The organism is Gloeocapsopsis crepidinum LEGE 06123, assembly GCF_015207655.1.
In the GTDB taxonomy this organism is placed as follows: Bacteria; Cyanobacteriota; Cyanobacteriia; order Cyanobacteriales; family Chroococcidiopsidaceae; genus Gloeocapsopsis; species Gloeocapsopsis crepidinum.
This window is the reverse complement of the sequence record NZ_JADEWN010000020.1, coordinates 58,850-75,248: the sequence shown is the minus strand read 5'-3', so window position 1 is coordinate 75,248 and position 16,399 is coordinate 58,850. Positions and strand designations below refer to the sequence as shown.

Annotated in this window: 13 protein-coding genes; 9 read left to right on the top strand and 4 right to left on the bottom strand. The window is 41.2% G+C overall.

Going from position 1 to position 16,399, the window contains the following annotated elements:
• Positions 1-532 precede the first annotated feature (532 nt).
• The 3 genes from IQ230_RS10275 to bcsA are packed head-to-tail and all read left to right on the top strand — an operon-like array spanning position 533 to position 6,967.
• Entirely contained in the window at positions 533-1,798 is a 1,266-nt protein-coding gene (locus IQ230_RS10275; protein ID WP_193931904.1) for a glycosyl hydrolase family 8, read from the top strand.
• A gap of 24 nt (positions 1,799-1,822) precedes the next feature.
• Positions 1,823-4,399 carry a cellulose biosynthesis cyclic di-GMP-binding regulatory protein BcsB gene (locus IQ230_RS10270; protein ID WP_193931903.1) on the top strand — a complete coding sequence of 859 codons (2,577 nt, stop codon included), beginning with the start codon at positions 1,823-1,825 and terminating at the stop codon, positions 4,397-4,399.
• A 3-nt stretch (positions 4,400-4,402) separates the two neighbouring features.
• Positions 4,403-6,967: a UDP-forming cellulose synthase catalytic subunit gene (bcsA, locus tag IQ230_RS10265; RefSeq protein ID WP_193931902.1), complete on the top strand. Its 2,565-nt coding sequence runs from the start codon at positions 4,403-4,405 to the stop codon at positions 6,965-6,967.
• 107 nt (positions 6,968-7,074) lie between these two features.
• Here the strand turns inward: bcsA and IQ230_RS10260 are convergent, their stop codons facing one another.
• Positions 7,075-8,256 (bottom strand): HhoA/HhoB/HtrA family serine endopeptidase, encoded by a 1,182-nt coding sequence (locus tag IQ230_RS10260; RefSeq protein ID WP_193931901.1) that lies wholly within the window; start codon positions 8,254-8,256, stop codon positions 7,075-7,077.
• 517 nt (positions 8,257-8,773) lie between these two features.
• Between IQ230_RS10260 and IQ230_RS10255 the strand changes: the two genes are divergently transcribed.
• The 5 genes from IQ230_RS10255 (at position 8,774) to IQ230_RS10235 (ending at position 13,560) form a co-directional block, all read left to right on the top strand.
• Entirely contained in the window at positions 8,774-9,613 is an 840-nt protein-coding gene (locus IQ230_RS10255; protein ID WP_228054737.1) for a carbohydrate ABC transporter permease, read from the top strand.
• 7 nt (positions 9,614-9,620) lie between these two features.
• Positions 9,621-10,451 carry a carbohydrate ABC transporter permease gene (locus IQ230_RS10250; protein WP_193931899.1) on the top strand — a complete coding sequence of 277 codons (831 nt, stop codon included), beginning with the start codon at positions 9,621-9,623 and terminating at the stop codon, positions 10,449-10,451.
• A 55-nt stretch (positions 10,452-10,506) separates the two neighbouring features.
• Positions 10,507-11,265 carry a YebC/PmpR family DNA-binding transcriptional regulator gene (locus IQ230_RS10245; RefSeq protein ID WP_193931898.1) on the top strand — a complete coding sequence of 253 codons (759 nt, stop codon included), beginning with the start codon at positions 10,507-10,509 and terminating at the stop codon, positions 11,263-11,265.
• Positions 11,266-11,351: 86 nt separating this feature from the next.
• Positions 11,352-12,593, top strand: coding sequence for an FAD-dependent hydroxylase (locus IQ230_RS10240; protein WP_193931897.1), 1,242 nt, complete (start codon positions 11,352-11,354; stop codon positions 12,591-12,593).
• 118 nt (positions 12,594-12,711) lie between these two features.
• Entirely contained in the window at positions 12,712-13,560 is an 849-nt protein-coding gene (locus tag IQ230_RS10235) for a DUF72 domain-containing protein (RefSeq protein WP_193931896.1), read from the top strand.
• Positions 13,561-13,785: 225 nt separating this feature from the next.
• Here the strand turns inward: IQ230_RS10235 and IQ230_RS10230 are convergent, their stop codons facing one another.
• The 3 genes from IQ230_RS10230 to IQ230_RS10220 all read right to left on the bottom strand — a co-directional run bounded on the left by IQ230_RS10230 (position 13,786) and on the right by IQ230_RS10220 (position 15,712).
• Positions 13,786-14,493, bottom strand: coding sequence for a hypothetical protein (locus tag IQ230_RS10230; protein ID WP_193931895.1), 708 nt, complete (start codon positions 14,491-14,493; stop codon positions 13,786-13,788).
• A gap of 104 nt (positions 14,494-14,597) precedes the next feature.
• Entirely contained in the window at positions 14,598-15,458 is an 861-nt protein-coding gene (locus tag IQ230_RS10225) for a helix-turn-helix domain-containing protein (protein ID WP_193931894.1), read from the bottom strand.
• Positions 15,459-15,520: 62 nt separating this feature from the next.
• Positions 15,521-15,712, bottom strand: coding sequence for a DUF2283 domain-containing protein (locus IQ230_RS10220; protein ID WP_193931893.1), 192 nt, complete (start codon positions 15,710-15,712; stop codon positions 15,521-15,523).
• A gap of 389 nt (positions 15,713-16,101) precedes the next feature.
• Here IQ230_RS10220 and IQ230_RS10215 point away from each other — a divergent pair, with 389 nt between their 5' ends.
• Positions 16,102-16,371, top strand: coding sequence for a type II toxin-antitoxin system HicB family antitoxin (locus tag IQ230_RS10215; RefSeq protein ID WP_193931892.1), 270 nt, complete (start codon positions 16,102-16,104; stop codon positions 16,369-16,371).
• Positions 16,372-16,399: the final 28 nt, after the last annotated feature.

Sequence of the window (16,399 nt, the reverse complement as noted above, 5' to 3'; positions counted from 1 at the left end):
AGCGAACCACGAGTCACCAAACGCCGTCCCAAAGCTTACCCCAGATTGACTAAGCCTCGGCAAGAATTACGTAAACAATTGCAGACTGCTTAATTGATAAGCGTTTCCGCTTTTCTTAGTGCCATTCAACTGTAAAACATTGTAATATATTTAAAACAATTACTGATTGCTCTATCTACGCAAACACCTTTCATAATTTATTAATTTCTTAATTAAATATTATTACTGCATAATTACTGAGATCAAGTTTCATACATAAGGAACTGTAGTGAAACTCTCAGTAGATTTGCGCTTGGTTATTGCTCAATAGCAAGGCTAGATTTCATCTATAGGTTGATAGAGCAAAAGTCTAAAACTTATTCAGAGCTAATCAGCTCTTAGATTGTTTATGGTTTTCAAAGGAGGATAAATTCGTTTTTTTATTAGCCAACAATTTATTAGTTAAATGTCAATTTTATTACGAACTAGTAGCTTTAAAAAAATAGTTTAAATTCACTTTTTTGGATTTATATAACCACAGGTAATCAGCAAGATGCAGCAATTAGATCAAGGTGAAAATCGTAAATATCATACAAACTTTTTACCTTTAAGTTCTTTTGCTGTCGCGATCGCTGTACTCGGTTTAAGTGGTTGTTTATCTAATTCGCCACCTCGCAGCCTAGCAGTTGCAACACAATCTCCTTCACCTGTTGCAGTACCGACAACAGAAATTGACTTAGAAGATTTGCTGCAAGAAAGCTGGAATGCATATCGGCAAAGATTTATTCAAGCCGATGGGCGGGTCATTGATCGGGAAGATAGCGATCGCTCAACTTCGGAAGCTCAAGCCTATGCAATGCTGCGGGCGGTGTTTGCGGACGATCTGACAACATTTGCTCGAACGCTGAATTGGAGTGAAAACAATCTCAAGCGGACAGTAGCAGGTAAACGTACAGATCAGTTATGGGCATGGGAATGGGGTCGTGATATCCAAGGAAATTGGAAAATTCGCGATGCCAATTTTGCGAGTGATGCTGACATTGATGCAATTACTGCACTCATTTTTGCGTCACGTCGTTGGCAGCGTCCAGAGTATCTTCAGTTAGCCCAAAGCAAACTACAGGACTTATGGAATCTGTCTACAGTTGCTATGCCGAATGGTAATCGTTATCTCATTCCTGGTCCGACAGAAGCCTTTCAAGTGCGATCGCACATTTTGATTCTCAATCCTTCTTATTTTGCACCTTATGCCTTTCGGATTTTTGCTCAGGTTGATCCTACCCGCGATTGGCAATCGTTAGTGGATAGTAGTTACCAAGTGCTAGAGAATTCTACCAAGCTATCGAAAGTCAATTTACCGAGTGACTGGGTAAGTCTCGATACGCAAACAGGTAACTATCAAGCATTACCGGCGGCACATTCCTTACGAACCGAGTACAGTTTCAACGCTTATCGAGTTTGGTGGCGTTTAGCTTTGGATGCAGTGTGGTTTCAAGAACCACGAGCAACTCAGTTTTTGCAGCGTCATTTAAAGCATTTGCAACAAACGTGGTCTTCCACAAAACGAATTCCAGCACAAATCAATTTGCATGGAAACCCGTTAGTCAACTACGAGGCGACATCACAGTATGCCATGCTGTTTGCTGCTTTTAGCTTAATTGAGCCTGCAATTGCTAACCAAATTCTGCAACAAAAACTCTTACCCCAATACCGCGATGGAATTTGGGAGCAAGATTCAGCTTACTACACTCAAAATCTCGTGGGATTGGGATTATTTCCACCCACTGAGTTCAGACAACTTTTACATCCTACTAACTAGAGTCGCACTTAATCTTAACCGCTCATGCATAGCTTTCGTCGCGATCGACCTACTCACTCTAAGACTAAAACAAAGTCTCAAACGTACAATGTCCTATCGCCATATCTTTGGCTAGTGGTATTAGGCTGCACCGCAGCAGTTCTTGCTTCCACAACAACTTCAATTCAAGCTCAAAGTGAAAGCAGATTGCGCCAAGAGGAACAGCAATTAATTCAAGAGTATGCGCTGCCTAAAGCACCTTCAAGACCGCCAGTTTATCGACCGCAACAGCGGGTAACTGCACCTGCGACCGCACCACGGCGATTGCGATCTTCTTTGGGGCTGAGAAGATCGCAACAACCTGCGCCTCAAGCACCAAGCAAACCTCCAGCAACTGCGCGATCAGCATCGCCCCGCCCTCAATCAGCTGCTACGGCTACAACTCCTCGTCCACGTCCAGAATCAAGCCCTAAGGTTACTACAGTGGCTGCTAATGCTGTACCTCCGAGTCAATATGTTATGGAGTTTAACCGTAGTCCTGTTGTTGGTAATCGCTTTCGTTTACAAGGTATCTATTCTGAAGGACGACTTGGGTTTACCCGCCCGCGTGGTTGGCAAATGCAATCAGTGAAGGCGTTGATTCGCTTCCAACATTCACCGGCATTATTTGCCAATCGCTCTAATTTAACACTAAGAGTCAATGGGACAAGTGTTGGTAGCGTCCCCTTAAATCGCAAGCAGTCACAGATTGGGAGTGTGTTGTTTGATATTCCACCAAATTTGATTCAGAATTTCAATGAATTGACAGTGGTGGCACAACAGCATAACTCGGCAACTTGTAGCGAAGCCGATCAAACACTATGGACAGAGATTCTACCAGATTCTAAATTAATTTTTAACTACACTCCGCAGCCAGTTCCGATCAACTTAAGTCGTTATCCTTATCCTTTCTTTGATGAGTTGAGTTTGGAGCCAAATCAGATTGCTTATTTGCTACCCCAACAAATGAGTGAAACTTGGCTCACAGCAGCAGCTCGTTTTCAAACATCTTTGGGTAGGTTTGCCGAGTTTCGCCCGATTGATACAAGTTTAGTTGAAAGTGTTGATGCCGTTGAAGGGCAACGGCTAGTTATTATTGGTACGCCAGAAGAACAACCAGCTTTAAGAGAACTCGATTTACCTTTTGCGATCGCTGGTAATCAAGTACTTGATGGTAATCAAGATCCGTTACCTGAAGATGTCGGTGTTTTGATGGTGACAACAACGAAAGATAGCGGTGTTCCTGTACTGGTTGCTACTGGAAATGGCTCTGATGGAGTCACAAAAGCCGTTCAAGCCCTCGTGCAGTCGCAGAACCGTAAGATTGCTACAGGACAGGGCATGATTGTTTCTCAATTAACAGAAGCACCAACACCAGGGTTGCGTCAATGGCCGCGTTATCTTCCTGAAAATAATTCTTTCGCCCTCAAAGACTTAGCAACTAGTAACAATCAACCGTTTGAAGATGTGACGGTACGGGGTTCTGCTGCACCACCAATTGAATTTGACTTTCGCGCGTTACCAAGCGATCGCTTTAACCGAGGTAATTCAATGACCTTACGTTATAGCTATGGTCCGCAAGCTAATCCAAGAACTTCAGCAGTAGAAGTTTTACTTGATGGCGTATTTATTGGTGGAGAGCGTTTGACTTCAGAACAAGGAGAAGTCAGAAAAACACTTAATGTCAACTTACCAGAAAATTTAATTACACCTACTTCCAAAATTCAAGTGGCATTCCGCTTGCATTCTAAAGAAGCACCAGATAAGTGTGGTGGAGTTGTTGCCGATCAACAACTTTCTGGCACAGTCCATGCGGATACTAGCTTTCGTCTCAATCGCGAAACATCTGTACAAATTCCTGACTTGAAACTCTTGCAATCTGGTTTTCCTTTTACGGCACCACAGGATCTTTCAAGCACTGCGATTGTTTTACCAGATGCGCCTTCAAAAACCGATTTACTAACGATGTTGGAGTTTAGCGAACGCATGGGGCGTTTGAGTCAAGCCGAGTCGGTAGCCTTACAAGTTTACACTGCGGAAAGTTTGCCTATGCAAGAACAAAGGAATTATCACTTGGTCGGAATCGGAACTCGCGAACAGTTTCCTTTTCCTGAAGTCTTTCAAGCTGGTGGCTTTTTCCTGAGTGATGTCTTTTCCCGTACTTGGGGCGGCGGTACAGTGCAAGCGTTACCCGACGAAGACGGAGTGATTAAGCAAATTATTTCACCTTGGAACCGCGATCGCGTTGTTTTGGCACTGAGTGCTCAAACTGACAATGGTTTAGAACGAGTTCGTCAAATTCTTGATAAAGATCCTTGGTTTTTCCAACTCCAAAAAGATACTGTACTGATTTCCAGCAATCAGCAAGATCCTGCGGCTTACGATCCTGAAGGTTATGAACTGAAGTTTCTGCAAAGTTCTCCTCAACGACGCATTGAAAATACCAGTTTATTGAGTAAAGCATCGCGTTTGTTGCAAGAACATTGGTACTTACTGCCCTTGGGTATTTTAGGTATCGCTGTTGTGCTTTATGGCATTACGCAAGCGTATCTGAAGCGGATTACTGTGGAGGATAAGAAGTAGAGTATGGCTTTATTCAATTTAAAGCGACAACGCCAAAAACTTTCATTAGCAAATTGGCTAGTTGAAGATCTGCCACAGCAGTTTGATCGGGCATTAGAAAAGTTAGAAATCCGCCATCTTAAGTGGCTTATCGTACCACTTTTACTGCTGTCTGTACCACTGATTACGACACCATTAGCAGTTTGGCAGCAAGGTATTGTTACAGTGGTTTTGATTGCGATCGGTCAAATCATCGTTCGTGCCGAGCAAAATAAACCCTCAAAGTCTCGTAGTGAATACTTGCACTTATTTATGGTGTGGCTGAGTCTCGCGACAACGCTACGCTATCTTTACTATCGAACTTCTTATACGCTCAACTTTAACAACTGGATTAACGGTATCAGTTGTGTTTTACTCTATGGAGCCGAGTTATACGCAGTTTTGACACTGGTACTTGCTTATTTTCAAACACTCAAAATTAAAGATCGCGAACCAGTAGATCTTAAAACAATTCCACAAATACAGTGGTTCACAGTTGATATTTATATTCCCACCTATAACGAAAGCGTTGATATTGTTCGTAAAACTGCATTAGGTGCATTAGCCACTGATTATCCAGCAGATAAGAAACGGGTATATATTTTAGATGATGGTCGTAAATTTCCGGAGCGTCGAGAAGAGTTACGCTTGATGTGCGATGAAATCGGCTGTACGCTACTCACGCGAGAGAATAACGATCATGCTAAGGCAGGAAACATCAACACTGCATTTCGCCATACTCAAGGCGATTTAGTGCTTATTTTAGACTGCGATCACGTTCCCGCGCGAGATATTCTCCAGAAAACAGTCGGCTTTTTCGATAATCCTAAAGTTTCTTTGGTGCAGACACCACACTGGTTTTATAACCCCGATCCGTTTGAACGGAATTTATTAACAGGGGGCAAAGTTCCAGTAGGTAACGAACTGTTTTACAAGGTACTGCAAAAGGGTAATGATTTTTGGAATGCTGCATTTTTCTGCGGTTCAGCAGCGGTGATTCGTAAAGAACACGTCATGCAAATTGGTGGAATTGCAGTCGAAACTGTGACTGAAGATTGTCACACATCCTTACGCTTGCATTCCTTGGGGTATGAGACAGTCTACTATGACAAAATTATGGTTGCGGGCTTAGCACCAGAGAAGTTGGCAGCTTATGTTGGGCAACAGGTGCGCTGGGCGCGGGGAATGGCACAGATCTTGCGGCTGGAAAACCCGATGTTTAACCCAAAGTTGAAGTTGACGTTACCACAACGGATTTGTTACTTTTCGGCAACATCGCACTTTTTCTACGGCTTTCCGCGATTGATGTATGCGATCGCTCCTACGCTATTTTTACTATTTAGCATCAATCCCATTCGCGGTTTAGGTTTAGAAACTCTCGCCTATGCTTTGCCGCACATTCTTTTAGGTTTAAATACCAACCACCTGACTTACAAACACGTCCGCTTTTCTTTCTGGAATGAAATCTTTGAGTTTGTGATGTCTTACCAAGCGGGACTTGTCACGCTTTTAGCGCTGATTAACCCTAAACTTGGTTCTTTCAACGTTACAGATAAAGGGCAAACTGTTGATAAGCGTACTTTTGATTGGCAATCGGCACGTCCGTTATTATTTGTCACTGCACTGGTTGTGATATCTCTGCTTGCAGTTCCTTTCTGGTTATTACTTCGCCCTGAAGATAGTGAAGCTGTATTGGTAAACGCCTTGTGGTGTGTGTTTAACTTGATTTTATTAATAGCTGCTTGTCTTGTTGCTTTTGAACAACCACAATTACGTTCTGCACACCGTTTACAGCGCCATCTAGGTGCAGTGATTTACAGTGCAGATCAAAGCGTTCCTGGAATTACAGTGAATATTTCAGAGACTGGAGCACTGATTGCACTAGATTCTTGGGCTAACTTACCGGATGAAGTTGAAGTTGAAGTGATTGGCGATTATGGAACAAGAGCATTTCTGAATGGAAAAATTGTTCGCTGGACGCCAGTGAATGACACTCAAATTCATGTAGTCATTGATTTTATCAATCCTACTCGCACTCAGTTGGATAATTTAGTGTTGGTTATCTATTCTGATGTGAAAGAGTGGTACGGGCAAAAGCGAGAAATTGCTGATAAACCTTTCAATTCGTTTAAGTTTCTTGCAACAAGTCTCGTCCGTTCCTTCCGAGATTTTAAACCAGAGCGGAGTGTGCAAAAGGTTCGCAAACAAGTTCAAACGACAGCCCAAATATACTGGGAAGGACAATTTTTTGTAGGAAAAGCAACTGAACTGGGAACTAGCAGTTTAAAACTTGAGCTAGTTTGCAATCCTGCTTCTTCAGAAAAGCAGCTACAACAACAGGATATTGAAAAGATGAGGCAACAGAAACCCATAGTAGGCTTGCTCTTAGAGAGTAACAATTCGGCAAATCGTTTCTTAGCTCAAATTACTCATGTAGAAATTAGCTCTCAAGACAGCGATCGCTCATCTGTCATTATTGAGTTAAAGTTTCCTGAGCAGTTTAAACAAAAGCAAGGCGAAAAAATCAAGGAGTTGTTACAAATTTTATGAAAAACTGTGGGACAGGTATCCTGCCCCACTCACAGTCCATGTTCAATGTCTCACTCTGTTATACCAATTCAAGTTCCGGCAGTTCAATGACGAATTACGATTTGGTATTAGTATTTGTCTTCTAGTTCGCCAGTGCGCACTGAGAGTTGTTGAGTCTTGTTATTCCGCTGAACTTTGATTTGCAGTACTTGACCTACTTGACTGTTATCTACAATGCTTTGCAGTTGCTCAGCAGTAGCTACGGGTTGACGGTCAACTTGTACAATAACATCTCCGCGACGTATTCCTCCTGCGGCGGCGGGAGAATTAGGAACAACTCGGACTACGAGTACGCCGCTGATTTCTGGGACATCAATTGGAGAATTCGGATCGCTGTTATTTTGCTTAGCTAGCTGTGGAGTAACAGTAACCATTTGCACGCCCAAAAAAGGATGAGCAATTTTTTCTCCACGCATGAGTTGATCTTTAATTGCTTTGGCTTTATCTATAGGAATAGCAAAACCAATACCCATTGCATCTGCACGAATTGCGGTATTAATTCCGATGACTTCACCGCGTTCATTTAACAACGGTCCCCCAGAATTACCAGGGTTGATCGCAGCATCGGTTTGAATAAACTCTAGGCGTTTATTAAAAATGCCAACTTCACGACTGGAACGTTTTAAGGTACTAACGATTCCTAAGGTGACTGTATTATCTAATCCCAATGGATTACCAACGGCGATCGCCCAATCTCCTACTTGTACTGTACTCGAATCTCCTAATGGTGCGACTGGTACGTCACCTCCAGCATCAATCTTCACTACAGCTAAATCTGAAACTTCATCAACACCTTGCACTGTGCCTTCAAAAGTGCGTCCGTCTTTAAGTTGTACTGTGACTCGATCTGCTTGGTTGACAACGTGGGCGTTGGTTAAAATTTCACCGCTAGGATCTATAATGACGCCTGAACCCAATCCTCGTAAAGTTTCTGAGGGCATTTGTTGCGAAAAACCATCGCCAAAGAAGCGGCGAAAGAAAGGATCTTCCAAAAATGGTTCAGGAACCTGACGTGTCACCGTACGTTCAGTATCGATGCGTACTACTGCAGATCCAACACGATTAACGGCTGCTGTGACAAAGCTATTTGATGTAATTGGGGCTTTTGCTTGAATGCTAGGGTTATCTTCAGCGATTGGTGCTGCCTGGCATGGTAACACTCGTACGGTGCTGACTGCCAAAATGACTCCTAGTGCGATCGCTAGTATGTAAGTACTAGCTTGACGCATTAACGATGATTTCGCATGCATACTTGTATCGTTTCTACTAGCTTTCTATTTTATGACTACTATGTTTTGATTTTGGCTCAAACTTGAGCCTTTGTGGTGCTTTACTACTTTTGATTCACATGACTTTGGAGATCTCTAAGCCCAAACTTGAAGAAGTTTAAGCTTCAGAGCATAGTTATTATTCCCACTTTTTGGCAAAATCTAATAACCAGACTGCAGGTGTTTGGGTTGTGAGTGTTTTGTTAACGAACCTTACTAAGTATAGAGAAGCCACTTCCGTGCGGAGGTTTCCTCTGTTAAAACAAGTGGCATTTCACAGAGAGCAAATAAGGAGGAGTACAGTCTATTTTAAATTACTGCGGGTTGATTTAATTTGATAATAATCATTAAATGCAAAGCAGTTAAGTGTTTTTCCTTAATCTAATAATCTAATATTGTTTTATAATTTTTAGCTTGAGTTTATTTTAAAGATATGACTATTTTTAGTAAAAAAAGCTTCTTGAACACGAGTAGTGAAGCTGTTAGTGGATATATGTTTATGACTCCTACTTTTTTGATTATGGGAGTTTTCTTAATTTTCCCTATTATTTTGGCAATGGTTTTTGCGTTTTACAGAATTCAACCATTAGGAGATGTCAGTTATACTTTTAGAGGTTGGCGTAACTTTTTACGAGCATTTAGTGATGAACGTGTCAGAATTGCTTTGAAAAATACAGCAGAGTATGTAGTAATCGTTGTCCCTACACAAACTTTACTTGCTTTAATTTTAGCATTAATTCTCAATACTCAAATTAAAGGGAAAAACTTTTTCAGAATTCTATTTTTTCTTCCAACTGTAACTTCATCAGCTGTTTTAACACTCATTTTTATGTGGGTTTGTAACTCAAATGGATTGCTTAACCGCTTTTTGAATTTTTTAGAATTACCTACATATAACTGGCTTGGCGATCCTGGTGTGGCACTCAAAGCAATTATGTTGATGAATATTTGGGCGACTGCACCACTTTTTATGGTGATTTATTTAGCAGCAATGCAAGATATTCCAGAGACAATTTATGAAGCAGCAACTTTAGATGGAGCAAGTGCATGGGATAAGCTAGTTTATCTTACTTTACCTTTTTTACAACCTGTGACTTTCTTTATTATTGTGATGGGAATTGTAGGGACTTTCCAGTTATTTGATCAATCTTATATTTTCTCTCGTGGTTCGGGTGGTCCAAATAATTCAACGCTGACAGTTGTTTTACTTATTTATCAGTATGCTTTTAGAATTCTTGATATGGGGTATGCAGCAGCTTTGGCACTATTGTTAGCCTTAATTATCATGACTGTTACTTTAGTTCAGCGCCTTTGGATAAAAGAGGAAAAGTTTAATTAACATTTTTATGAATATTAAATCGTTTTGGGCTGCACCTATTTTATATACAATTTTGATTTTGTATTCTGTTCTAACATTTCTACCTTTTGCTTGGGCGTTATCTGCTTCATTTAAACCACTAGCAGAAATTGTTTCAGGAGTAGATAGTTTAATTCCACAGCAATTTACAATAGAAAATTATCAACAAATTTTCACTCAAGAGCCTTTATTTTTTAGGTGGTTCTTTAATAGTGTATTTGTTGCTGTGTGTGTAACATTAGGAAATTTGTTATTTAACTCTATGGCAGGGTATGCCTTAGCTCGAATTCGTTTTCCTGGAAATCAAATATGGTTTTTTATTATCCTAGCTGTTTTAATGGTTCCTGGACAAGTTACTTTAATTCCTACTTTCTTGATATTAAAAAATTTAGGATGGTTAAATTCATATCAAGGTTTGATTGTTCCTAGCATTGTGAACGCTACTTTCATTTTTATGATGCGGCAGTTTTTTATCAATTTCCCTAAAGAATTAGAAGAAGCAGCAGCATTAGATGGATTGGGTTATTTAGAAACTTTTTTTCGAGTTGTATTGCCATTAGCAAAACCAGCCTTAGCTGCACAAGCAATTTTTATATTTATGGGGGCGTGGAATAATTTTTTAACTCCTTTACTAATTTTATCTGATCCAGAAATGTTTACTTTGCCACTAGGATTAAATACATTTAAGGGACAATACATTAGTTACTGGAATTATATTATGGCAGCATCAATGATTTTTACATTGCCAGCTTTGTTGATCTATGCCTTTTTTAATCGGTACTTTATTCAAGGAGTGACTTTTACAGGAGGTAAGGGTTAATGATCAAATTTATATTGTTTAAACTGAAGTTAAGTTGTGAAGATTCTTTTTCGTTATGGCAGGACATAGTAAATGGGCAAATATTAAGCGACAAAAGGCGCGGGTAGATGCAGTTAAAGGAAAAACTTTTACGCAATTGTCGCGGGCAATTATTGTAGCTGCTAGAAATGGCGTACCCGATCCATCTGGGAATTTTCAGCTACGGACAGCGATTGAAAAAGCAAAAGCTGCTGGAATACCGAATGAAAATATTGAACGGGCGATCGCAAAAGGTGCAGGAACTTATGCCGATGACTCTGCCCAGCTTGAGGAAATTCGTTACGAAGGTTATGGTTCTGGTGGTGTCGCAATTTTGATTGAAGCGTTGACTGATAACCGCAATCGTACTGCTGCTGACTTGAGAGCCGCATTTAGTAAAAATGGTGGTAATCTCGGTGAAACAGGTTGTGTCAGTTGGATGTTCGCTCAAAAAGGGGTAGTGATACTCTCTGATGCGGTTGATGAAGAGAAACTATTAGAAGCATCGTTGGAGGGTGGCGCTGATTCGTATGAAATTGCAGAGGATGATACGGCTGAAGTATATGTAGGCGTGGGAAATTTAGAAAATCTCAGTCAACATCTAAAAAATGAAGGTTTTGTGGTAGATGAGGTGGAGTTACGCTGGATTCCTAGTAATAGTGTAGAAGTTAGTGATGCAGAACAAGCGCGATCGCTGTTGAAATTAATTGATACTCTCGAATCTCTTGATGACGTGCAAAATGTGACTGCTAACTTTGAAATGGCAGATCAACTGATGGAGTTAAGTGTAACTTAAGTTAATGTCCTTGATTATCTAAGGGCGATCGCGTAACAATTAAGAAAAGTAAACAATGTGTTAGCTAGTTGTAAATTTTACTAACAATGGTGCTGGAGCAGTTGGAGCAAGCGGTTTGTCCTCAGTTGGACTATGATTATGACTTAGCGATCGTCGGTGGTGGTATTGTGGGGCTGACACTGGCGTGTGCATTGCAAGATCCTGGATTGCGGGTAGCGGTAATCGAAGCAAAACAGCATTCTGTCGCAGCGTCTAAAGGACAAGCTTATGCAGTTCACCAACTCGCAGCACGAATTTTTCAGGGCATTGGTGTTTGGGCTAAAATGTTACCCAACATTGCCCAGTATCGCCGAGTGCGGCTTTCTGACGCTGATTACCCTGGTATCGTTGAATTTCAAACCGCAGATTTAGGTACAGATGTCATTGGTTATGTAGCAGAACACCACGCACTGCTAGCACCGTTGCAGGAATTTATGCAGGGATGCTCTAATATTAGCTATTTGTGTCCGGTGGAAGTGGTAAAAACACAGTACCAACCAGATTGTATGGAGATTTCAGTCTCCATGAATGGCGAGTTACAAACTATTCGTACCAAGTTACTTGTAGCCGCTGATGGGGCGCGATCGCGTATTCGTAATGCCGCAGGAATTAAAACTCGTGGTTGGCAATACTGGCAGTCGTGTATTGTTGCTTTTGTGAAACCAGAAAAATCTCATAATGATACCGCCTATGAGCGGTTTTGGTCGAGTGGTCCGTTTGCAATTCTACCGCTACCAGGAAACCGCTGTCGGATTGTCTGGACAGCACCGCATGAAGAAGCTAAAGCTTTACTCGCATTGGATGACGTGCAGTTTTTGCAGGAGTTGCAACATCGTTATGGCGATCAGATGGGGAAATTAGAACTTGAAGGCGATCGCTTTATGTTTCCGGTGCAGTTGATGCAGAGCGATCGCTATGTATTACCTCGCTTGGCTTTGATTGGCGATGCAGCGCATTGTTGTCATCCGGTGGGCGGTCAAGGTTTAAACTTAGGTGTGCGTGATGCGGCTGCTTTGGCACAGGTGTTGCAAAATGCGCACAAAAATAACCAGGATATTGGTAGTATTCAGATATTACAGCAATATGAACATTGGCGCAAGCGGGAAAATCTCGCAATTTTGGGTTTTACTGACTTGTTGGATCGGGTGTTTTCTAACGATTGGTTGCCTTTGGTAGTCGTGCGGCGGTTGGGTTTGTGGATGTTGCGGCGGATTCCTGTATTTAGGGTTTATGCATTGCAGTTGATGATTGGATTGCGGGGTCGGATACCGCAGTTGGCGCAGAAGTGAAGCGGAAGCAGAGAGGCAGAGGAACCAGTTGCGTGCGGGGGTTTCCCCGTTGAGCAAACTGGCGTGAACAGGGGGCAGAGGAAAATAGAAAATTACGAATTACAAATTACAAATTAGTATGTTTCGTCTTGGGTGTGCAGTGTGGTCGTATAAGGGTTGGGTTGGCAATTTTTATCCGGCGGGGAGTCGGGCGAGTGAGTTTTTGCAGCTTTATGGTCGGCGGTTAACGACGGTTGAGGGAAATACGACTTTTTATGCGACGCCTGATCCTGAAACGGTGGCGCGGTGGGCTGCGGATACGCCGTCGGGGTTTGAGTTTTGTTTAAAGTTACCGCGAGAGTTAACACATCAAGGATTATTGAAACCTGCGATTCCTGGCGCTTTGAGTTTTTTGGAACGGATGCGGGGTTTGGAAAGTCGCTTAGGACCAATTTTTGCACAATTACCGCCGCGCTATAGTCCTGAATTGTTGGAAGATTTGACGACTTTTTTGAGTACTTGGTCACAGGAAAAGGCAGAATTAGCGCTAGAGGTGCGTCATCCTGACTGGTTTGCGGAACCTTTTGCAAGTCAACTCAATGATTTGCTAGAAGATTTGGGTATTGGGCGTGTTTTGCTTGATTCGCGTCCGATTTATGATACACCCGAAGATATCCAGATTTCCGAACGTCGTAAGCCTCAGTTACCTTTACAACGGAGTGTAACTGCACCTTTTAGTTTGATTCGCTTTATTAGTCATCCGCAACAGAAGTTGAATCAAAGCTTTTTGCAAGAGTGGGTAGGTGTTGTTGATGAGTGGTTGCGTCAAGGTACGCGAGTGTATTTTTTTGTGCATTGTCCGAAAGAAGCGCGATCGCCTGTAAATGCAAGATATTTTCAACAGATGTTAGAACAACATGGTGTCTCAGTTCCGCCACTTCTTTGGGATAGTGTTGATGATACTCCTACGCAACTAAGTTTGTTTTAGATCAGCTTGGCGAATAAATTCGCAGCTAAAAAACTAAGTCCACCTCCGTGGACTAATGCGAAAATAAGAGTGATAAAAACCTGTGAAGACAGGTAAAGTTTGCGGAAACTCCCAGAGTTCTCATACGCCGCGTTCAAGCGATACAATACGCTATTGTCATCACTCAGTGGATCTGAAAGATCGAGTGTAGCTGCGGTTGAAACCGCTAAGTTCTTTTCTAAAAAATTAGCGGATAATTTTTACGACATCGTAAAGACCGTGTTCATTATCAGCATAAGTTTGCCAGTAATTAGTTTCTTTGTCAAAACCAGGTTGTTGACCGAGTGACTCGAAATCTTCACGACTATTCCAACGGGCGAGTAAAGCAATTGTAGATTGATCTGTACTAGGACACATTGCTGCCCACTGTAATCCTGGAGTCATTTGTAGTACACTGGGCATCTCTTGAGTAACGATTGTTGCAAGTTCAGATTGATCTTGACCTGGCTTCATCTTAAATTGGCTAAGCATGATGACATCCCCTTGATTGAAACTAGGCGATGTTGTTCTGGTTTCAGTATGTTGCACTTTACAAGCAAAGGTTTGCGGTGTCTGTGTGGAAACGTTTAGTACGTGTTCTTTTGCATATGACTGGAAGCTAGATAAGTCTTTTCCTTGCCATTGAGATAATGCAATTACTTGTGTGCCATCCTGCGCTTTCAGAATTGCGGAGTCTTGAAAACCAGGAGTTTTGGAGAATGTCGGTTCGGTTTGGGAAACTTCTGAAAGAACTTTCGCTTGATTCGAGGTTGTGGGATAAACCGTCACAACATTAACGACTTCATTGGTGGTATCTAGAGGAATACTAGTATCAGCTTTTGCTATGTTCGGCATTCCGGTGAGAACTCCAAGCACTAACAGTGCGATCGCTGCAATTTTATGAAACTTACGCATAAATAAACTCAGCATGGAACCGCTTGATACGTGTTTGATAAATAAGGCTACAAATCTTCCACTGCGTCTGTATAGTCGTTTTTTGCGATTTTAGAAGATTCTTGCTATTTCATTAAAAATTGTTTTGGTGTCACTCCAGTAAGGCGCTTGAAATGTCTGCCAAATTGACTTTGGCTAGTGAATCCAACTTGCAAAGCAACATTGGCGATATGCTGAGTCTGCGTCAGTAATTCTTGGGCGCGTTCAATACGGCATTTGATGAGATACTGATAGGGAGAGTAGCCTGTAGACTGTTTGAATAGTCGAGCAAAATAATACTGGCTCATACCGAGTTCAGATGCGATCGCTTGCAATGAGATGTCTTCTGCTAAATAAGCTTGAATATAGTCAATTGCTTGTTGTAGCTTATGGTTAGGTAAACCACCAGTGTAAGAGCGAATGTTCTGCTTTTGCGTTGAGTATCGTCGTAAGACATGAACAGCTAAGGCATTTGCCATTGAATCAGCATAAAGGCGATCGAGTCGATTTGATTTTAGTTCTGTTTTGAGTGCTAAACCGATTTGTTGCAGCAGGGAATCGCGAATTTTTAATTGTGGTGTAATTTCAATACGTTCTAGATCGACATCAGATCCAGCAGAAGCCAGAAGTTGTGGTTCAAGGCGGAGTAACAAAAATTCTGCATCAGTATTCCAAGACAATTTGCGATGTGTGTGGGGAGGCGTCAGCATGATGTCGCCTTGGGTTAAATACGCAGGGCTTTGTCGCCCATCAAGGATGCGTTCTAATTGAATAGGTTGTCCAAGATGAATGCTTAAAAGATAATGAGGAAGACAACATTCAGACGAGCCATTTGCAAGTTGATAGTGTTGTTCAACACGCAGGAGATTGGAAACTTCTAGACTTGATAAAATTGGCGATCGCGGCACAATTTGTAAGTGAGACTTTGCACTAATATCTTGATTCATACCTTGTACGTATTTGCATAGTAGTATTAGAACAAAGCGATCGCCTAGCTATGTTAAAACAACTAAGATGCTAACAACTCCGCTACTGTTTTATCTGACATAAGATGACGGAAGTCTAAAATTTCAATAAGAACAAGCTTTTCGTCATTTGAGTAATGCAAAATGACTTTTTCTGCATTTTCGGCATAAGCAATAGGTTCGTCAGATAGTTCCATCAAAAGTGCATCTGCGTCCTTACTATAGCTAATTTTCATACCTAGACCTCCTACCTGGATAAAGAGTTATAACAAAAACAAATGTACTGAATTCACGGTAGACTACACGTAACACTAAGTTTGCATTCAATCGTTTTTGAGCAACTCGCTTGTCGTATATTTCATAATCTAGCTTGTCAGGCGACTGTATTACCTTAATAACAAATTCAGGATTAATGCTTATTCCATGACGTTTCAGTATTTCCATTTTTAATGGAGAATGTGCGCTGAAACGAACTTCTTTCATTATATGTTTACAAAAACCATGATAGCTAACTTTGAATTTCTATCATACTAACTTCTTATTTTATTATTTTACTACCTATAGCTTAACCTGCATATTAAGAAATTGATAAAATGTAGGGTTGTTAGTTTAACAGGATTTTTATATGAATAATATTTACACTATCGTACTTAAAAGACATAGAAATGAATGGCTAGCTTTATGTTTGGATATGGGAATAGTAAGACAAGGAAGTAATAAAGAGGAAGCACTTAGTAACATAAAAGAAGCAATTTTCCACCAAGAAAAAATTGACAATCAAAATGAGATGCGCGATGTACCTGATTGGAGAAGGCAACTATATAATTTTTTGATAGTTGGGCGAAAATTTCCAACGAGTGAAACATTTGAGTTACGGCTTGTTTGTATCGAATAAACCAGAAACTAAAGTAATCCTTGCTACT